This is a genomic window from Pseudomonas sp. MF6747, from assembly GCF_963890955.1.
GTDB lineage: Bacteria > Pseudomonadota > Gammaproteobacteria > Pseudomonadales > Pseudomonadaceae > Aquipseudomonas.
Map to the genome: position 1 here is coordinate 91508 of NZ_CAWPSZ010000002.1, position 19376 is coordinate 110883.

A 19376-nucleotide genomic window follows, 5' to 3' on the forward strand; every position below is an offset into this window, starting at 1 on the left:
TTGATCATGCCTTGCCGGCCTGTGACTGACTGTCAGCTGGGCGACAATCTTCGGAGTTCGCATGGACACAGAGAAATGGCGCTCGCAGCTGGCCAGCGGTCATTGGTTCAGTCACTTGCCTGCCTCTTTTCAGCATAGCCTGCTGACCAGTGCCCGGCAGCGCCAGCTGGCGGCGGGGCAATACCTGTTCAAGCGCGGCGACCCGCCTTGTGGCCTGTATGCCGTGCTCGACGGCACGCTGCGCATCAGCGCGGTGAACGAACACGGCAAGGAAGCGCTATTGAGCCTGGTAGAGCGGCCATATTGGTTCGGCGAAATCTGCCTGTTCGACGGCTTGCCGCGCACCCACGATGCCTGCGCAGTGGGGCCGTGCACGCTGTTGCAGGTGCCGCAGCAGGCGTTGCTGAACATCCTTGGCGAGTCCCCGCCGTACTGGCGCGACCTGGCCTTGCTGATGAGCCAGAAACTGCGCCTGAGTTTTATCAATATCGAGCACCTGAGCCTGATGCCGGCCTCGGTGCGGCTGGCGCACCGTTTACTGATGATTGTTGAAGGTTACGGCGATACCGAGCAGTCAAAACGTGTGCTGCAACTGCCCCAGGAAGACCTGGCGGCGATGTTGAGCCTGTCACGCCAGACCACCAACGCCTTGCTCAAGGACTTGCAAGCCCAAGGCGTCGTGCGCCTGGGCTATGGGGAAATTGAAATCCTCGATGCTCATCGCTTGCGTGAGGCGGCGCACACCTGAGGGTGTTAGCCTGCAAGCCTGATCAATCGAGGTGTGTTATGCGCGTGCTGTTAGTGGAACATGAAACCGAAGAGGCACAGCGGATGGCCCGAGGTTTGAACGAGGCCGGCTACACCGTGGAGGTCGCAGCCAATGGCATGGCGGCCTTGCGCTTCGTGGAGAGTACCGAGTACGAGCTGGTGATTCTGGATGTGATGTTGCCGGGCTTGAACGCCTGGAAGTTGCAGCAGGCTATTCGGTTGAAGGGCGAGACGCCGGTGTTGTTCCTGACCACGCCGGGCGGGATTGAAGACCGGCTGCGCGGGTTGGAATTGCATGAAGATGATTATTTGCTCAAGCCGTTTGATGCCAAGGCGCTGGCGGCGCGGGCAAGAAAGTTACTGCGCCGCGATCGTGGGCGCTGATTGATCCAGGATGTGCATGGCCTGATCCACCGCCTTCGCGGGCAAGCCCGCTCCCACTTTTGGCTGCATTCACACATCAAAATGTGGGAGGGGGCTTGCCCCCGAAGGCGCTGATTGATCCAGGTTTTGAATGGCCTGATCCACCGCCTTCGCGAGCAAGCCCGCTCCCACTTTTGACTGCATTCAAACATCAAAATGTGGGAGGGGGCTTGCCCCCGAAGGCGCTGATTGAGCCAGGATTGCATAGCCTGATCCACCGCCTTCGCGGGCAAGCCCGCTCCCACCTTTGACTGCATTCACACATGAAAATGTGGGAGGAGGCTTGCCCCCGAAGGCGCTGATTGATCCAGGATTGCATGGCCTGATCCACCGCCTTCGCGGGCAAGCCCGCTCCCACCTTTGACTGCATTCACACATCAAAATGTGGGAGGGGGCTTGCCCCCCAAGGCGCTGATTGATCCAGGATTTGCATGGCCTGATCCACCGCCTTCGCGAGCAAGCCCGCTCCCACCTTTGACTGCATTCACACATGAAAATGTGGGAGGAGGCTTGCCCCCGAAGGCGCTGATTGATCTAGGTTTTGAATGGCCTGATCCACCGCCTTCGCGGGCAAGCCCGCTCCCACCTTTGACTGCATTCACACATCAAAATGTGGGAGGGGGCTTGCCCCCGAAGGCGCTGATTGATCCAGGATTGCCCGGGCTGATCCACCGCCTTCGCGGGCAAGCCCGCTCCCACCTTTGACTGCATTCACACATGAAAATGTGGGAGGAGGCTTGCCCCCGAAGGCGCTGATTGATCCAGGATTTGCATGGCCTGATCCACCGCCTTCGCGGGCAAGCCCGCTCCCACTTTTGACTGCATTCACACATGAAAATGTGGGAGGGGCTTGCCCCCGAAGGCGCTGATTGATCCAGGGTTGCATGGCCGGATCCACCGCCTTCGCGAGCAAGCCCGCTCCCACCTTTGACTGCATTCACATATCAAAATGTGGGAGGGGGCTTGCCCCCGAAGGCGCTGATTGAGCCAGGATTGCATGGCCTGATCCACCGCCTTCGCGGGCAAGCCCGCTCCCAGCTTTGCCTGCATTCACACATCAAAATGTGGGAGGGGGCTTGCCCCCGAAGAGGCCCTACCTAGCGCAACCCATCCCGAAACTGCCCCGGTGTCATTCCCGTCCAGCGCTTGAACGCGCGATTGAAACTGCTGGTATCGGCAAACCCAAGCAAATGGCTGATCTCGGCCAATGAACACTGCGGGTCCCGCAAGTGCAGCAGCGCGAGATTTTCCCGACACTCATTGAGCAACGCGTCAAACCGGCAGCCCTCATCGGCCAGATGCCGTTGCAAGCTGCGCAAACTCAAATGCAACGCCTGGGCGATCCGTTCGGCGCTCGGTTCACCCTCCGGCAATTGCGCCTCGATGGCCGCGCGCACCTTGCGCTCCCAGGTCAGCGGTTGCAGCTGGGCGAGGGTGCGTTTGAGCACGGTTTCATTGTGTTCGGCCAACTCCGGGTTGGCGTCATCCAAGTGGCTGTCGAAGTCTCGCGCGGCAAACTCCAGGCGGTCTTCCTCGGCGCCAAAGAACACCGGTGCGCGAAACACCGTGTGCCACGGCGTGGGGTCGGCCGGCTCCGGGCGCTGCAGGTATACCGCCAGCGGCGCGTATTCACGGCCCAGCCGATTTCGGCAGGTGCGCACATAGATCGCTGCAAACGCATCAATCGCTTCCAGCGCCGGTGCCGGGCTGCCGGCGGGTTGCAGCAGGCGAAAGCAATAGCGCTCGCCCTCTCGACTAAGCTCCAGCGTCAGCGCATCGCTGACCACTTGGTGATAACGCACGATCCGCTCGAACACCTCGCGCAGGCTGCCGCTGGCCACCAACGCATAACCCAGCGCATGAAAGGTGGTCGGGCTGACAAATCGCGACACCCGCAAGCCGATGGCCGGGTCGCCGCTGGCCTGCACGGCCAGTGCCCATAGCCGCGTGGTGGCCGACAACGGATAGCGGGCGTTGGGGTCGTCCATCTGCTGCGGGTCGAGCCCGGCTTGCGCGCACAGCGCGGCGCTGTCGAGGTCCAGGGCGTCGAGCTGCTTGCGCAGGGCGCGGGTCCAGCTGGCGAGGGAAGTGGCTTCGGGCATGACGATTGGCGCTTGCGGTCAACAGGTTGGCGTGTGGGGCTGATGCCCTGGCGCACCGCTTGGGCCAGGATGCATCGATCAATAACCAAGAGGATGGAAGCATGGACGGTACTTCTGCAAGTCCCCAGCAGATGAACGCACAACAGCGTTCAGCGCATATCCGTGACGTGGTGCTCGCCGAAGGGGCCAGATTACGCCAACAGCACCCCTGGCTGCGGCACCAGGACGCCCTGGGCGCTGGCATTCTGGCGTTTGCCTTGCTGGGCATGCTCGGCTCGGCGGCGCTCTACATCACCGGCCACATGGCGTGGTGGGTTTGCCTGCTGCTCAATGCCTTCCTCGCCTCGCTGACCCACGAGCTGGAACATGACCTGATCCACAGCATGTACTTTCGCAAGCAACGCCTGCCCCACAACCTGATGATGGGCCTGGTATGGCTGGCGCGGCCGAGCACCATCAACCCGTGGATACGCCGGCATTTGCACCTCAATCACCACAAGGTGTCCGGCACCGAGACCGATATGGAAGAACGCGCCATCACCAATGGCGAACCGTGGGGCCTCGCGCGGTTGTTGATGGTGGGTGACAACCTCATGTCGGCGTTCATCCGCATGCTGCGCGCCCGGACCTGGAAGCACAAATTCAACATCCTCAAGCGCTCCCTGTTGGTGTACGCGCCCTTGGCGCTGCTGCACTGGGGCGCGTGGTATGTGTTTTTGGGCTTTCATGCGGCCAATGGTGTCGCCAGCCTGATGGGCGCGCCGATCGCCTGGTCAGCCGGCACCTTGCAGGTGATGCAGGTGATCGACATCGCCGCGGTGGTGATCATCGGCCCCAACGTGCTGCGCACCTTCTGCCTGCACTTTGTCAGCTCCAACATGCACTACTACGGTGATGTGGAGCTGGGCAACGTGATCCAGCAAACCCAGGTGCTCAACCCTTGGTGGATGTGGCCGCTGCAGGCGTTTTGCTTCAACTTCGGCAGCACCCATGGCATCCACCATTTTGTGGTGAAAGAGCCGTTTTACATTCGCCAGATGACTGCCAGCGTGGCGCACAAGGTGATGCGCGAGATGGGCGTGCGCTTCAACGATTTCGGTACCTTCGCGCGGGCCAACCGCCTGGAACCGCAGGCCCGCACACAGGCCGGGCTCAATCCGGCTGAAACGGCGACGCGCTGAGCACCACGCCAGTTTCGTCCACGTACTGCTGCCAGTGGCCGATCAGGGTGTCGAGTTTGTCCGGGTGGCTTGAAGCCAGGTCATGGATTTCTCCGGGATCCTGGCCCAGGTCATACAGTTGCCACGTCGCCGGCCCTACCGGGCCTGGGATGTACACGGCTTTCCACTGGCCCTGGCGAATCGCGCGGCGGCCGAACAGCTCCCAGCCGGTGACGGTATGTTCGTCGTGCACCTGGGCGGTCTCGCCGGACAAAAAGCCCAGCCATGACTTGCCCCGCAACGGCGCCACCGGCTTGCCGCGCCAGTGCTTGCCGGGGTGGCGTACACCGGCAAGGTCCAGAATCGTCGGCGTAATGTCCATCACCGTGCCAAACCCATGGCTGATGCGCCCGTTGAGCGCCAGTGGCGGGTAGTGCACCAGCGCCGGCACCCGAATGCCGCCCTCGGTGGTAAACGCCTTGAACAGCCGCGACGGTGCGGTCGCCACCTGCGCCCATGACGGCCCGTACCAGACGTAAGAGTTGGCGCGGCCGATGTTCTCCAGGCTGTTGTCGTAATGCTGGTTGAGATAGGTCAGCAGCTGCGGCCCGAACTTGGGGAAAGCTTCCAGCAGCGCGCCCTCGGCGCCGTTATCGGACATGAACACGATGAAGGTATTGTCCAGTTGCCCCTGGCGGCGCAGGTACTCCACCACCCGGCCGATGTTCCAGTCCATGCGCTCCACCATCGCCGCATACACTTCCATCGCGCGGGCCGAGAGCTGACGCTGTTCATCGCTCAAGGCCGCCCATTGGGTGTTCAGCTCGATCAGCGGGTGGGGCTCGACATCGGCGTCGATCAACCCCAGCGCCTTGAGCTTTTCCAGGCGTTCCAGGCGCAGCGCTTCGGGACCGGCGTCGTAGCGGCCACGGTATTTTTCGACAATGTCCGCCGGCGCCTGCAACGGCCAATGTGGCGCCGAAAACGGCAGGTAAGCGAAGAACGGCCGCGCCTGGTCGCGCTCCTTGAGGTACTGCAGCAGCTTGTCGCCAAACGCATCGGAGGAATAGAACCCCTCGGGCAGTTGCTCGACGAAGGTGTCGTCCTCGATGTACAGCGCCGGGGTGGACTTGAGCAGGCCTGGCGTGTCGTCGTCGTAGGTTGGCTCGAAACCATAGTGGTTGGCCGCGCCGGGCAACAGTGAAAACGACCGCTCGAAACCCCGCGCATGCGGCGCCCGTTCGGCGGTGAGGCCCAGGTGCCATTTGCCGCTCATCAAGGTCTGGTAACCGGCCTCGCGCAGCAGCTCCGGCAGCGCCACGACGCTGTCGTTGAGGTAGCCCTCGTAACCCGGTTTACCGATCAGCTCCGGCGTAAGCGCCTCGGCCATGGTGCCGATGCCGGCGATGTGATGGTCGGTGCCGGTCAGCAGCATCGAACGCGTGGGGGAGCAGGTCGGCGCGGTGTGGAAGTCGGTCAGGCGCAGACCCTTGAGCGCCAGGGCATCCAGGTGCGGCGTAGAGATTTCCCCGCCGAACGCACCGAGGTCGGAAAAACCCATGTCATCGGCCAGGATCACGAGAAAATTGGGACGTTGCGGCATCACGGCACTCCTCTTCAGCAGGCAATAAAGGCCAGCGGCAGGTCGCGAATCTGTTCGCGCACGGGCGGCTGATAGTGGTCATCGCTGATCAGTTCATGCAGCAGTTCTTCGCGCAGCTGGTGGAACTCGAAGCTGCTGCGCTGGCGCGGATGGGGCAGGGCGATATCGACGATTTGCTTGATCCGCCCAGGCCGAGGCTCCATCACCACCACGCGGTCGGCGAGGAAAATCGCCTCTTCCACGTCGTGGGTCACCAACACCGTGGTGATCTTGGCGCGCGCGCGGATCGCCAACAGCTCGTCCTGCATTTGTTGGCGGGTCAGCGCGTCGAGGGCGCCGAACGGCTCGTCCAGCAGCAGGATGCGCGGGCTGGCGACCAGGCCACGGGCGATCGCCACCCGCTGCGCCATGCCGCCGGACAGCTGATGGGGATAGGCGCGGGTGAAGTCGCTCAGGCCCACCAGCTCGATAAAGTCGCTGATGCGCCGGTTGCGTTCAGCTTCGCTCAGCGGCTCGTTGACCAGGCCCAGGCCGATGTTTTGCGCCACGGTCAGCCAGGGGAACAGGCGGTGCTCCTGGAACACAATGCCGCGCTCGCCGCCGATGCCGTTTACGGCCTTACCGTCGACCTGGATGTCGCCGCGAAACTGCGTGTCGAGCCCCACCAACAGGCGCAGCAGGGTGGATTTGCCGCAGCCGCTGGAGCCAACAATCGCGACGAATTCGCCCTCGGCAATCTCCAGGTTGAATTCGCGAATAGCCTCCAGCTCGAAGCCGTCGACGTCGAAGGACTTGCCCACATGGTTGAAGCGGACGATAGGTGCGTTCATGCGTGTCTCCAGCGGGTGGCGCGGGTTTCGATGCGTTGGCCGATAAAATTGAGCGTGGCGCCGGTAAGGCCGACCAGCAGCATGCCGCCCATGATCACGTCCATGCGCAGCAGCTGTTGGGCGCCGATCATCAGGCTGCCGATGCCGCCATTGGACGGCATGAAGTATTCCGCGCCGATGGTGCCGAGCCAGGCGTAGATCAGGCTCAGGCGCAGGCCGGCGAAAATCCCCGCCGCCGCGCCCGGCAACACCAGACGGCGCAGGCGTTGCAACAGGCTCAGGCGCAGCACTTGCGCCGCTTCGCGCAGTTGCGGCGACAGGTTGAGCACGCTGCGTTGGGTGGCGATAAACAGCGGGAAAAATGCGGCGAGTGCGATAAATACTGACTTGGCCAACTCGCCCAGGCCAAACCACGCGGTAAGCAACGGCACCCAGGCAAAAATCGCGATCTGGCGCAGCGCGGCCAAGGTCGGGCCGAGTACGCGCTCACTGCGCCGCGACAGCCCCAGCCACAGGCCCATGGCAAAGCCCAGGCCGCCGCCCAGCAGCAGGCCGCCCAGTGTGCGGCCCAGGCTTTTGACCAGGGCGCCGGACAGGCTGCCATCCAGCACGCCGGCGCCAGTGGTTTGCAGCACCGCCCATGGGCTGACCAGAATATTGGCGTCCACCCAGCCATGCAGCGTCGCCATCTGCCACAGCGCGACCAACAGCAGCGGCAGTAACCACGGTTGCAGGCGCTGCCAGCCTTGATAGCGCGGCCCGCGACGAATCTGCGCGGTGGCCGGGTGCGGCCAGTGCACCCATTTGCGATCCAGCCAGCCGATGCCACGATCCATCACCACGCCCAGCACGCCGATGACCACGATGCACACGAACACGATGTCGAGCATGAACAACTGGCGCGCCCAGACCATCAGGTAGCCGATGCCTTCACTGGACGCCAACAACTCCACCGCCAGCAACGACGTCCAGCCCGCCGCCAGGGCCAGGCGTATACCGGCCATGAATGCCGGCAGCGCGGCGGGCAGGATCAGGCGGCGGATCAACAGGTGCGGGGGCAGGCGCAGCACGCGAGCGGCTTCACGCAGGTTGGGCTGGGCATCACGCACGCCGACCAGGGTATGCAGGGTGACGGGCACGACGATTGCCTTGACCAGCACCACCAGTTTCAGCGTTTCGCCAATGCCGAAAAACACCATGAACAGCGGAATCCATGCCAGGGTCGGCACTTGCGACAGCGCGCTGAAGGTTGGAAATATCAGGCGCTCCGCCCGGGCGCTGAACCCCAACAGCGCGCCCAGCAGCGCGCCTGCGCCGACACCGGCCAGCAGCCCCCAGAACAAACGCTGCACGCTGATCGCCAGATGGCTCCACAACTCGCCGCCGGCCAGTTCTACTGCGCTGCTCCAGACCAGCGAGGGCGGCGGCAGAATCTGCTGGCTCATCCAGTGATTGCGGCTGGCCAGCCACCACAGCGCAAACAGTGCCAGCGGCAGCAGCCAGGGTATGAGGCGGTCGCTCAGCTTCGGCCAACGCAGCGCGGCGTCTTTGCCGGGGGCCGCCAGAGGTAGGCTCAGAAGTGAAATTCGGGCCATGGAGGACCTCCGTTGTCGCCGTGGGTGTTATGTGATTTCGATCTTAGAAAAATGCAAACAAGATGATTGTGAGATAAGAAAAATCATTTAAAGCCTCTGTCCGACACGCATCCAATGCATTCGAAGAATATTTTCGATGCTGTTTATGCATATCCCTCTGGAGCCTGCGTTTTAGCTCGCATAGTCCCAAAAGCTATTAAATTGTGAATTTATAGTATTTAAAGTTTTGATCGGCCTGTGCCTACTTTCTGCTCCCCAGGCGACCGTCCGCCCACCAGGAGCTGCGCTTATGAAACTGCCCTTCAAACGTCTGATCAGCCTGTTCGCCGGCACTGCCCTGGCCGGGTTGGTGCAGGCTGCCGATCTCACGGAAATTCGCATCGCCGTGCCCGACCTCAGTGCGGGCAGCCAGCACAGCGGCGGCGGGGTAACCGATGTACTGCAAAGCCAGCAAATCTTTGAAAAGGCCTTTGCCGACCAGGGCATCAAGATTCAATGGAATTATTTCAAGGGCGCAGGCCCGGTGATCAATGAGGCCTTTGCCAACGGCCAGGTGGACCTGGCTTACCTGGGCGACCTGGCGGCGATTATCGGTCGCTCCAATGGCCTGGACACGCGCTTGCTCAGTGCCTCGGCGCGCGGCGTCAAGCATTACCTCGCCGTGGTGCCAGGCTCCGGCATCAAGACCTTGCAAGACCTCAAGGGCAAGCGCGTCGCCGTGTTCCGTGGCACGGCCAGCCAGTTGTCATTCGACACCGCGCTGGCCAGCCAGGGTTTGAGTGAGAAGGACCTGAAAGTCATCAACCTGGACTTCAGCGCCGCCATTGCCGCCCTGGCCGCCAAACAGATTGACGCCACCTGGGGCGGTTCAGGCCTCACGGCGCTGCAAGCCAAGGGCCTGGCCGAGATACCGCTGACCACCAAGGACATCGGTGGCGCCGGCAGCGTGCAGGCGGTGCTGGTGGGCAGTGCCAAGTTTGTGGATGAACACCCGCAAGCCGTGGCCACCTTGCTCAAGGCCCAGCAGCAGGCGGTGCAGTGGTTGACCGATGACAACAACAAGCAGGCTTACATCGACCTGGTGTCGGGGCTGGCCAGTTACCCGCCGGTGATTCTGACCAACGATCTGAAAGACCAGAAACTCAGCGAAATTTTCCCCTCGACCCTGGACCCGGTGTTCCTCGGCAAATTGCAGGACGCGGTGGACTTGGCGTCCAAAGAGCGGCTGATCCGCAAGCCGTTTCAGGTGAGCGATTGGGTGGCGCCGAATCTGGCGGCGGCGGGGCGCTGAGCCTGGTGGAGGCTGGGTTATCGCTATCGCGGGCGAGCCCGCTCCCACAGGGGAACGCCTTCCAACTGGGCGAGCGGGCTTGCCCGCGATGAGGCCTTCAAACCGCCACGCTCACCTGCTGCCTGTCCACCTCCACCAGCGTCTCGATCATCGCCTTCGCCGCCGGCGACAACCGCGACCCGGTGCGGCTGACAATCCCGCAGCGCGCGCTCATGGTCTCCAGGTTCTGCGGCAGGTTGCGCCAGTGCAGCAGCACCAGCGAGCCCTGGGCGATGTCTTCGGCAAACGCCTCTTCCGTGCCCACCCCAATCGCATCGGACTGCAGCACGATCTTCACCAGCGCCGGGAAATGCTCGGTCTGAATGCTCGGTGAAAAGTCCATGCGCCCACTCAGGTTCGCCAGCAATTTTCGGATGCCCTGGGAGATCAACGGTGAGGCCAGCGGGTAGTCGAACATGTCGTTGGTCGACAAGCTGTCCTTGGCCAATAACGGATGCCCCGGTCGGCAAAAAAACACCCCGCGCTTGGGCGTCAGTGCGCGGGTCTGGAAGTTCGGGTCGGCTTCGAACTGGCGAATGTCGGCGATAAAAAATTCGATCTCTTCACGGCTCAGGGCGCGGCTGAGTTTCTCCCAGTTGTCCACCTGGAAACTGGTGCGGATTTTCGGGTGCGCACCGATAAACCGCGCCACCGCATCCGGCACCAGTTTCACGGCCGGCGCCGGCCCGGTGCCAAAGCGCAGGTCACCGGCGTCGAGTTTGGTCATGCGCGTCACTTCACTGCTCAGCAGGGCGGCGCCATGCACCAGGCTCAAGGCGTGTTGCAGCACCACCTGGCCCTCGGGCGTGGGGCGCAGATCCTTGTTGCCGCGATCGACCAGCACACAGCCGAACTCTTGCTCCAGCCCTTGAATGCTGCGGCTGAAGGCGGGCTGGGTGATGCCCATGGCGTCCGCTGCACGCACGAAACTGCGGTGTTCGTTGAGGGCGATGAAGTAGCGCAGTTGGCGAAGATCCATATGCTTTCCCGGCATCTGAAAAATAGGTCGAAGGCATTTGCGACCGAGGGAGCTGAGGTTTTAAATGCAAGCTCTTATTCCGTCAACGAAGCATTGATTCATTTGCTAGATCTAAAATGCATATCAATAGAGCGTTGCCGGAAGGCATCCCCACCATCAGCAGGCACATGAGGGTCTTCACCATGAGCAACGCCGCATTAGCTGTTCAACCCGTCGCCCAGGCGCTGGACATCCACCCGGTCGCTGGCCGCATCGGCGCCGAGATCCGTGGCATCAAACTGTCCGGTGACCTGGATGCCGCCACCGTCGACGCGATCCAGCAAGCGCTGGTGCAGTACAAAGTGATCTTCTTTCGTGAGCAGACCCACCTCGACGACCAGAGCCAGGAAGCCTTCGCTCACCTGCTCGGTGAGCCGATTGCCCACCCGACCGTGCCGGTGCGCGACGGCACGCGGTTCCTGCTGGAACTGGATGGCACGCGCGGCCAGCGCGCCAACTCCTGGCACACTGACGTGACCTTCGTTGACGCCTACCCGAAAGCCTCGATCCTGCGGTCGGTGCTGGCGCCAAAATCCGGCGGCGACACCGTGTGGGCCAACACGTCCAGCGCCTACAACGATCTCAGCGTCGAGCTGCGCGCCCTCGCCGACACCCTGTGGGCGATTCACAGTAACGAGTACGACTACGCCGGGCGCAAGCCGGATGTATCGGTCGAAAAGCTTGAGGAATACCGCAAGGTGTTCACCTCCACGGTGTACGAGACCGAACACCCGGTGGTGCGCGTGCACCCGGTCAGCGGCGAGAAAACCTTGCTGCTGGGGCACTTCGTCAAGCGCCTCAAAGGCTATTCTCAGGCGGACTCGACGCAGCTGTTCAACCTGCTGCAAAGCCACGTCACCCGCCTGGAAAACACCGTGCGCTGGCGCTGGAATGCCGGCGACGTGGCGATCTGGGACAACCGCGCCACCCAGCATTACGCGGTGGATGACTACGGCACCCAGGAACGCATCGTGCGCCGGGTAACGCTCAAGGGCGACGTGCCGGTGGGTGTGCAGGGGCAGCGTAGCCAGACGACAAAGGGGCTTTAGGCTAAGTTTGGAGATCAAAAATGTGGGAGCGGGCTTGCTCGCGAATGCGCAGTGTCAGTCGATGTATGTATCAACTGACAGACTGCATTCGCGAGCAAGCCCGCTCCCACATTGGTGTGTGGTGTTTACCAGACGCCTATCTGCACCACTTTTTCCGCCTCCGGCTCACCATACCGAAACCCTTGGCCACGCCGATCAATCTCCTCGTGGCTGATGGTGGTGCGCCGCTTTAACCCGCGCAGCCAGTCGAACAGATAGCCCAGGTGCGTTTCGCGCACCGCCGCATAGGCCGGATCGGCACCCAGGTCGTGTAATTCCTGCGGGTCATTGTGAAGATCAAACAGCTGTGGGCGAAAGCCGTCATACGCCAGGTACTTCCAGCGCTCGCTGCGCACCATGGTCATGCGGCAACGGTCGATAGGCTGTTCCAGACGCTCGCGGGCCGGGGCCTGGAACGCATAGTCGTATTCGGCGATGGCGTAGTTGCGCCAAGTGATGTCTTTGCCGTGCAGCAGCGGGATCAGCGAACGGCCCTCCAGGCGGTGGTCAGCCGCCGGCAAACCCAGGGCGTCGAGGAAGGTCGGCAGGGCGTCGATGGTTTCCACCAGGCGTGCGTCCACTGAACCACGGCTGATGTCGGCGCTGGCGCGCGGGTCGCGCACGATCAGCGGGACGCCCACCGCAGGCTCCAGCAAGAACTCCTTTTCACCGAGGAAGTGGTCGCCGAGAAAGTCGCCGTGATCGCTGGTGAACACGATCAGCGTGTCGTCCCAACGGCCGTTGCTTTGCAGAAAATCGAACAGCCGCCCGAGTTGATCGTCGACCTGTTTGATCAGCCCCATGTAGGTGGGAATCACCGTCAACCGCACCTCATCACGGGAGAAATTCAGGCTCTCCTGGTGCTGGCGGAAGGCGTGGTAAACCGGGTGATCGCTGGTGTGTTCAGGTTGAATGGGCGCCTGGACATGCTCGGCGCCATACAGCGCGTGGTATGGCGCCGCAGCGATATAGGGCCAGTGCGGCTTGATGTAGGACAGGTGCAGGCACCACGGCTGCTCGCCTTGTTCGGCGATAAAGTCGATGGCGCGGTCGGTGGTGTAGACCGTTTCCGAATGCTCCTGCGCCACGCGCGCAGGCTTGCCTGAGTGACGCATGTGCCAGCCGCTGAGGATTTCACCGTTTTCACCGGCGGCGGCATTGGCCCATTCATGCCACGGGTTGCTGCCGTCGTAGCCTTGTTCACGCAGGTAATGGGTGTACGGGGCGGACTCGCGTTTGTCCTCGAACAGTGGGCTGTCAGGGTAAATGCCGTCGTGGCGCATGTACGCGTCAAACCCGACCTCATTCAGCGGCTCGGCCTGCGCGCTGTGGGGGTCGATATTCAGACGTTGCAGGGCGTCCAGATTCGGCGTGGCGTGGGTCTTGCCGACCAGGGCGGTGCGGATGCCATGGGGGCGCAGGTAATCGCCAATCGTCAGCTCTTCCAGCGGCAGCGGCACCGCGTTCCACGCCACCTGATGGCTGCTGACATAGCGCCCGGTGTAGGCCGACATTCGCGACGGCCCACAAATGGTGCCCTGGGTGTAGGCCCGGCTGAAGCGCACGCCGGCAGCGGCGAGGCGGTCGATATTCGGCGTGTGCAAATGCGCATGGCCGTAGCACGACAGGTAATCGCGGCGCAGTTGGTCGCACATGATGTAGAGCACGTTGCGCACGGGGTTGGGTTGGGACATGGGGCTTCACCGAACAGAACAAAGGTGACGGTTTTCGCTGTTCGCAGGGGCACTGGCAAGTGCATTTGAGGACTGGGTTTTATGCAGCGAATGCATGGGTGCTACTGCTGACGCCTTCGCGAGCAAGCCCGCTCCCACATTTGGAATGCGTTCAACTGTGGGAGCGGGCTCGCTCGCGAAGGCGTTTACTCAAACAGCGACATTCTCCAATGCACACACATCCTCATCCAACTCATCAATCTGCTTGATCTGCTCGATCATCGCTTCGGCCAGCGGCGACAATCGATACCCCGCGCGGCTGACAATGCCATAGCGGGTGTATCGCTCCTCCAGGTCTTCCGCCAGCCCATCAATCGTCAAACACACCAACTCGCCCCGCGCCATGTGCAGCACATCGCTGTTGGCGCTGACGATGCCGATAGCGTCCGAACGCAGCACCACGCCCATCAGGCTGTAGCCGTTTTCGCATTCCACATTGGGCAGGTAATCCGGCCGGCCGCTGAGGTCGACAATGACCTTGCGCAGGTTCGGCGGGCGGAGGGTCACGGCCAGTGGATAGCTCATCAGCTCGGCGGCGCTCACGCTGCTGCGCATGGCCAACGGGTGCCCGGCGCGGCAGCAGAAATACCAGCGTCGCGGGCGCAGGCGGTGGGTGTGATAGTCCGGGTTGGCTTCGAAGTGGCGGGTATCGGCGACGAAAAATTCGAACTCTTCGCTGAGCAGGCGCTTGCTCAGGCTTTGCCAGTCATCCACCTGGAACTGCACGCGCGCCTTGGGGTAACGCCCGATAAAACTGCCGATGGCGCGCGGGATCAACCCGGCCGCCGGTGCCGGACCGCAGCCGAAGCGCAATTCACCGGCCTCAAGGCCATTGAACTGGCTGATCTCGTTGGCCAGTTGCTGCGCGCCGCTGACCAGCCGACGCGCATGTTCGAGCAGCACCTGGCCTTGCTTGGTGGGCGCCAGGTCCTTGCGGCCACGGTCCACGAGTTGGCACCCGGCGCTGTGTTCCAGCGCCTGGATGCTGCGGCTGAAGGCCGACTGCGAGAGGTTCACGACCAACGCTGCCGCGACAAAACTGCGCTGTTCAGCGAGGGCGATGAAGTGGCGAAGTTGGCGCAGATCGATATGCATTTTTCACATCAAAAATATCCGGGAAATGCATTGGCTATGCATTAGGTCGACTCCTTATAAAGGCTATCTCTTATGCAGTAAATGTTCGTAAAAACATAAATAAATAACCTAATGGAATATTCGATAAGGGATATTTCCGGGGTCCGGAGCCGCTTATGAGTCTGTTGAAGTCCTTGCCGATGGCCATGTTACTGGCCGGTAGCACCAGTTGGTCGCCGACCCAGGCCGCCGAAACGCCCGCACCGGAAAGCAAGGGCGAAAACGCCAGCGGCCAGCTTGAGACGGTCACGGTGACCGCGCGTCGGCGCACCGAAAGCGCCCAGGAAGTGCCCACGCCCATGAGTGTGATTGGCGGCCAGGCGCTGGAGAGTCAGCGGGTCTATCGGATTCAGGATTTGCAGCAACTGGTGCCCAGCGTCAACGTTGCCTACATGCATGCGCGCCAGTCCAGCGTGTCGATTCGCGGCTTGGGCAACAACCCGGCCAGCGACGGCCTGGAAGGCAGCGTGGGGCTGTACATCGACAACGTGTACCTCGGCCGACCGGGCATGGCGGTGTTCGATTTGATGGACATCGAACAGCTTGAAGTGTTGCGTGGCCCGCAAGGCACGCTGTTCGGCAAAAACACCACCGCAGGCGTGATCAATATCAGCACCCGCGCGCCAAGTTTTACTCCGGAACGCAGCATTGAAACCTCGTTGGGCGAGGACGGTTATTTCCAGACCAAGGGCACTATTTCCGGCCCGCTCACCGATGACCTCGCCGGGCGTTTTTCGGCTTATCGCACGCGCAGCGACGGCGATATCAAAAACGAATACAACGGCCACGACCTCAACGGCGGCTCACGCCAGGGCTTTCGCGGGCAGTTGCTGTACAAGCCCAGCGAGACATTCAACCTGCGCTGGATCGGCGACTACAACGAGGAAGATTCCAGCGCCGGCACCCGCGTGCTGTACAGCACCGGGCCGACCATCAATGGCACCAACCTGTATCAATCGCGGGCAACGGCGGCGGGAGCGACACTGGTGGATGGCACTCACCGCAAGGTCAATCTGGACAACGACCAGCACGTTACCGTGTTCCAGGGCGGCACGTCTGTGGAGGCCAACTGGACCCTGCCCAGCGACTTAACCCTGACCTCGGTCAGCTCGTATCGCTGGTGGAATTTCACCCCGCGCAACGATGACGGCCTCAATGTCCCGGCGGCGTATAACGCCGGGGTGTCGGTGGAAGATAAACAGTGGTCCCAGGAGTTCCGCCTGGCCTCGCCTACCGGTGGCTTCTTCGACTACGTGCTGGGCGCTTATTACTTCGGCAATTCGCTGGATAACAAATCCTTTGCCTACTACGGGCCCAAGGCGGATATCTGGAACGGCACGCCAGCCGGCGCGTTGAACAATGTGAGCAGCGTCGGCAACGGGCATATCCGCACCGACAGTTTTGCCCTGTTCGCCCAAGGCACCTGGCACCTCACCGAGCGCCTGGATTTCACGGCCGGCCTGCGCGGCACCTATGAAGAGAAAAGTGCCTGGGTCACGCGCAATGCGCCAGTGGGGGGCGCGGCGGTGACCGGCGCCGCAGCCACGGCGCGGCGCGGGCGTGCCGGGGTGTACGACTCGGGCGACCTCAGCCAGTACAGCGCAACGCCGTCTGGGCTGCTGAACCTCAGCTATCACTTCAATGAGAACCTGCTGGGCTACGCGACCTTGTCTCATGGCGAGAAGTCCGGTGGGGTCAACCTGGCTGTGGGCTCCGCGCCGACCGCCGGGGCCGACTCACTGTTGATCGGCACCGAGCGCGCCAACAACGCCGAGCTGGGCTTCAAGAGCACGCTGTGGGACCGCCGCCTGCAGCTCAATGCCAACCTGTTCTGGACCCAGGTCAACGGCTACCAGACCAACGCCTACGACCAGGACAACCGCGTGCAGTACCTGACCAACGCTGGCTCCGTGCGCTCGCGCGGGGTTGAAGTGGAAAGCACGCTGGTGCCGCTCAAGGGCCTGACGCTGAACCTCAACGGCTCGTTCAACGATGTGAGTTACCTGTCTTACAAGGATGCGCCGTGCCCACCGGAAGTCAGCCTGCGCCCCGGTGCGCCGGCGTCCTGCGACCTGATGGGCCACCAGGTGGTCGGCGCGTCCAAGTGGATCGCCAACGCCAACGGTGAGTACAAGTGGAACCTGGATAACGGCTTCGAACCCTACGTGACTGCCAGCTACGCGTTCCGCTCCAAAGCAGTGGGCACCGTCGAGGATTCCGACTACGGGCAGATCCCCGCCTACGCCGTGGTGAACCTCTCCACCGGCCTGCGCGGCAACTATCAGCAAGGGCAGTGGGACGTGTCGTTGTGGCTGAAAAACGCCTTCGACAAAACCTACTACACCACCCTGTGGACCGGCGGCAACGGCGGCTACGAAGGCCTGCTGGGCACACCGCGCACGTTAGGCGTGACTGGGCGCTACGACTTCTGATGCGCTGCGATAGGTGGCCGGGCTGAACACCCGTGTCACCAGCAGCATCGCCACCGCGGTCACCGTCAGCACCACCCAGGCGCTGACAAAGCCGCCGGTGAGTTGGCGCAGCCAGCCGGTCAGCCACGGTGAAATCGCGTTGATCAGAAAGCCCACGCCTTGCACGAAGGCGGCCAGTTGCCCGGCTTGGCGTGGGTCGCGGTGATGGTCGAGGGTCAGCAGCAGGCTCAGGGCGAAACACGCGCCCAGGCCGAAGCCGCACAGCGCCACCCACAGGTGCGGATAGTCCAGCGGCGCGATGATCAGGCCGAGGTAGCCGATGGTTTGCGCCAACAGGCTGATGCCCAGCAGCGGACGACGGTCGACTCCGCGTTGCGCCAGCACCGGCATCAACAGCGCGGCGATCACCTGGAAGATGGTCATGAAGGCCAGCAGCGAACCGCTCGGCAACACGCCCCAGCCCAGTTGCTGATAGTACGCAGGCAGCCACGCCACCATGCTCATGTAGCCGCAGTTCACCAAACCGAAATACAGCGCCAGCAGCCACGCGCGACGATTGCGCAGGCCTTTGAACGTGGGGGCCATGTGAGGATTGCGCGGCGCACCCAAAGGCAACCACGCCCACAACAGCAACGCCCCCAGCGCCGGCAGCAGCCACACGCCCAACCCCGCCTGCCATTGCTGGAAGTGCGTAGCCACCACCGGGCTGAGCAGCGCGGCCAGCCCGCCACCGGCCATCAACGAGGCCGAATACACGCCCATCGCCACCGGCACACGGTGCTGAAATTCCCGCTTGATCATCGCCGGTACCAACGCCTGGATCAGCGCCACACCGGCGCCGCCGAGCAAGGCCGTGACCAGTAACGCCGACGCCTGGGCCATCAACCAGCGCGCCAGGCACGCCAGCAGAATCATCATCAAGCCCAGGGCAATACCGCGCCGCTCGCCCAGTCGCGCCTCGACGCGCACGCCGACCAGCGCCACCAGGCCCATGCACACCACCGGCAGGCTGGTGAGCAGGGCGCTGCTTTGGAAACTCAGGCCCGTGGCCTGGCGAATCTCGCCGAGCAATGGGCTGATGGAACTGAGGATCGGCCGTAGGTTCAGGCCAAGCACTACCAGCAGGCCCCAACCGGCAAGTCTGCTCATGAATGAAGGGTTGAGCGGCATGCAGGACCTTTTCGGTGTGCAAAAGAGGCAGGAAGTATGGGCAGCTCGCGAGGTATTCTGAAATTAAATATAACCATGCCAATCAGTGGCAAACGCAATGGTGAAGCGCCATGTTCGACCCCGTGTTGTTACGCAGTTTTGTCGCCGTGGTGGATTGCGGCAATTTCACCCGCGCCGCCGAGCGCCTGCACGTGACCCAGTCCACCGTGAGCCAGCAGATCCGCCGCCTGGAAGAGGCCGTGGCGTGCCAGTTGCTCGACCGCGATCAACGCCGCGTGGTGGCCACCGCCGAGGGTGAGCGCTTGCTGGCGTACGCGCGGCGCATCCTCGCGCTGCATGAAGAGGCTGCCGACGTGCTGATCACTCAGCAAAGCGACGGCGTGCTGCGCCTGGGGGTGCCAGAGGACTTTGCCGCTGAACGGCTGATGCCGTTGCTGTCGTCGTTTGTGGTGGCCTACCCGCGCGTGCGCCTGGAAGTCACCAGCGGCCTCGGCCCGGAGCTGCAGCGTCAATACCGTGCAGGTGAGTTCGACGTGTTGCTGGTCAAGCAAATGGGTGACAGCGATGACTGCCTGGCGTCGTGGCCGGAGCCCCTGTGCTGGGTCGACAGCCGCAGCATGCCGTCACTGGGCCGCGACCCGTTGCCCTTGGTGGCGTTTCCGGTGGGTGGGTTGTACCGCAATGAAATGGCTGCATCACCTGGAAGTGGGCGGCTGGCGCTGGCGCATCGGCTATTCCAGCGCCGGCCTGGCCAGTGTGTGTTCGGCAGTGGCGGCGGGGCTCGGTATCAGCCTGTTACCACGCCGGGTAGTGCAACCGGGGCACGTGGTGCTCGGCGAGGACAGTGGTTTGCCCGCGGTGCAAGGCGTGCGCCTGGCGTTATATGGCCGCAGCGGGTTGGGCGCAGCCGGGCAGACGTTGCAACGTCAATTGCTCGCGTTATGCGCCAACAGCCCAGCGTAAAGCAGTCGCTGAGCGCCATGTTCCTGG

Annotated in this window: 14 protein-coding genes and 1 pseudogene; 7 read left to right on the forward strand and 8 right to left on the reverse strand. The window is 62.7% G+C overall.

Going from position 1 to position 19376, the window contains the following annotated elements:
* Positions 1–61 precede the first annotated feature (61 nt).
* Entirely contained in the window at positions 62–748 is a 687-nt protein-coding gene (locus tag AACW30_RS02775; RefSeq protein ID WP_179610123.1) for a Crp/Fnr family transcriptional regulator, read from the forward strand.
* 38 nt (positions 749–786) lie between these two features.
* Positions 787–1152, forward strand: a complete 366-nt coding sequence (locus AACW30_RS02780; RefSeq protein WP_119738264.1) for a response regulator — start codon at positions 787–789, stop codon at positions 1150–1152.
* 1136 nt (positions 1153–2288) lie between these two features.
* On the opposite strand, the gene AACW30_RS02785 is transcribed toward AACW30_RS02780, so the two are convergent.
* The gene (locus tag AACW30_RS02785) at positions 2289–3293 is read right to left on the reverse strand and encodes an AraC family transcriptional regulator (RefSeq protein WP_106577361.1); all 1005 of its coding nucleotides are present in this window, start codon (positions 3291–3293) and stop codon (positions 2289–2291) included.
* A gap of 101 nt (positions 3294–3394) precedes the next feature.
* Between AACW30_RS02785 and AACW30_RS02790 the strand changes: the two genes are divergently transcribed.
* Entirely contained in the window at positions 3395–4474 is a 1080-nt protein-coding gene (locus tag AACW30_RS02790; protein ID WP_200624234.1) for a fatty acid desaturase, read from the forward strand.
* Here the strand turns inward: AACW30_RS02790 and AACW30_RS02795 are convergent.
* From AACW30_RS02795 to AACW30_RS02805, 3 genes are read right to left on the reverse strand one after another with little or no spacing between them, the layout of a single operon-like run.
* Positions 4446–6056 (reverse strand): arylsulfatase, encoded by a 1611-nt coding sequence (locus AACW30_RS02795; protein ID WP_124416152.1) that lies wholly within the window; start codon positions 6054–6056, stop codon positions 4446–4448. The two genes, AACW30_RS02790 and AACW30_RS02795, sit on opposite strands and share 29 nt — an antisense overlap.
* A 14-nt stretch (positions 6057–6070) precedes the next feature.
* Positions 6071–6886 carry an ABC transporter ATP-binding protein gene (locus AACW30_RS02800; protein WP_106577364.1) on the reverse strand — a complete coding sequence of 272 codons (816 nt, stop codon included), beginning with the start codon at positions 6884–6886 and terminating at the stop codon, positions 6071–6073.
* Positions 6883–8481, reverse strand: coding sequence for an ABC transporter permease (locus AACW30_RS02805; protein WP_200624235.1), 1599 nt, complete (start codon positions 8479–8481; stop codon positions 6883–6885). The genes AACW30_RS02800 and AACW30_RS02805 overlap by 4 nt, the downstream gene beginning before the upstream one ends.
* 289 nt (positions 8482–8770) lie before the next feature.
* Here AACW30_RS02805 and AACW30_RS02810 point away from each other — a divergent pair, with 289 nt between their 5' ends.
* Positions 8771–9772 (forward strand): ABC transporter substrate-binding protein, encoded by a 1002-nt coding sequence (locus tag AACW30_RS02810; protein WP_119738252.1) that lies wholly within the window; start codon positions 8771–8773, stop codon positions 9770–9772.
* A gap of 97 nt (positions 9773–9869) precedes the next feature.
* Here AACW30_RS02810 and AACW30_RS02815 read toward each other — a convergent pair whose 3' ends face one another.
* A complete protein-coding gene (locus tag AACW30_RS02815) occupies positions 9870–10790 on the reverse strand; it encodes a LysR family transcriptional regulator (protein WP_106577367.1) in 921 nt (306 codons plus the stop codon).
* A 182-nt stretch (positions 10791–10972) separates the two neighbouring features.
* Here AACW30_RS02815 and AACW30_RS02820 point away from each other — a divergent pair, with 182 nt between their 5' ends.
* Positions 10973–11878 carry a TauD/TfdA dioxygenase family protein gene (locus AACW30_RS02820; RefSeq protein WP_106577368.1) on the forward strand — a complete coding sequence of 302 codons (906 nt, stop codon included), beginning with the start codon at positions 10973–10975 and terminating at the stop codon, positions 11876–11878.
* Between the two features lie 125 nt (positions 11879–12003).
* On the opposite strand, the gene AACW30_RS02825 is transcribed toward AACW30_RS02820, so the two are convergent.
* Together AACW30_RS02825 and AACW30_RS02830 are read right to left on the reverse strand one after the other, a co-directional pair.
* The gene (locus tag AACW30_RS02825) at positions 12004–13611 is read right to left on the reverse strand and encodes an alkaline phosphatase family protein (protein ID WP_200624236.1); all 1608 of its coding nucleotides are present in this window, start codon (positions 13609–13611) and stop codon (positions 12004–12006) included.
* 189 nt (positions 13612–13800) lie between these two features.
* Complete coding sequence (locus tag AACW30_RS02830; RefSeq protein ID WP_200624237.1) at positions 13801–14745, reverse strand: LysR family transcriptional regulator; 945 nt, start codon at positions 14743–14745, stop codon at positions 13801–13803.
* 179 nt (positions 14746–14924) lie between these two features.
* Here AACW30_RS02830 and AACW30_RS02835 point away from each other — a divergent pair, with 179 nt between their 5' ends.
* A complete protein-coding gene (locus AACW30_RS02835; protein WP_442793502.1) occupies positions 14925–17216 on the forward strand; it encodes a TonB-dependent receptor in 2292 nt (763 codons plus the stop codon).
* Here the strand turns inward: AACW30_RS02835 and AACW30_RS02840 are convergent.
* Positions 17187–18386 (reverse strand): CynX/NimT family MFS transporter, encoded by a 1200-nt coding sequence (locus AACW30_RS02840; RefSeq protein WP_200624239.1) that lies wholly within the window; start codon positions 18384–18386, stop codon positions 17187–17189. The two genes, AACW30_RS02835 and AACW30_RS02840, sit on opposite strands and share 30 nt — an antisense overlap.
* A 110-nt stretch (positions 18387–18496) precedes the next feature.
* Here AACW30_RS02840 and AACW30_RS02845 point away from each other — a divergent pair.
* Positions 18497–19349 (forward strand): annotated as a pseudogene (locus tag AACW30_RS02845) (LysR family transcriptional regulator).
* Positions 19350–19376 lie beyond the last annotated feature (27 nt).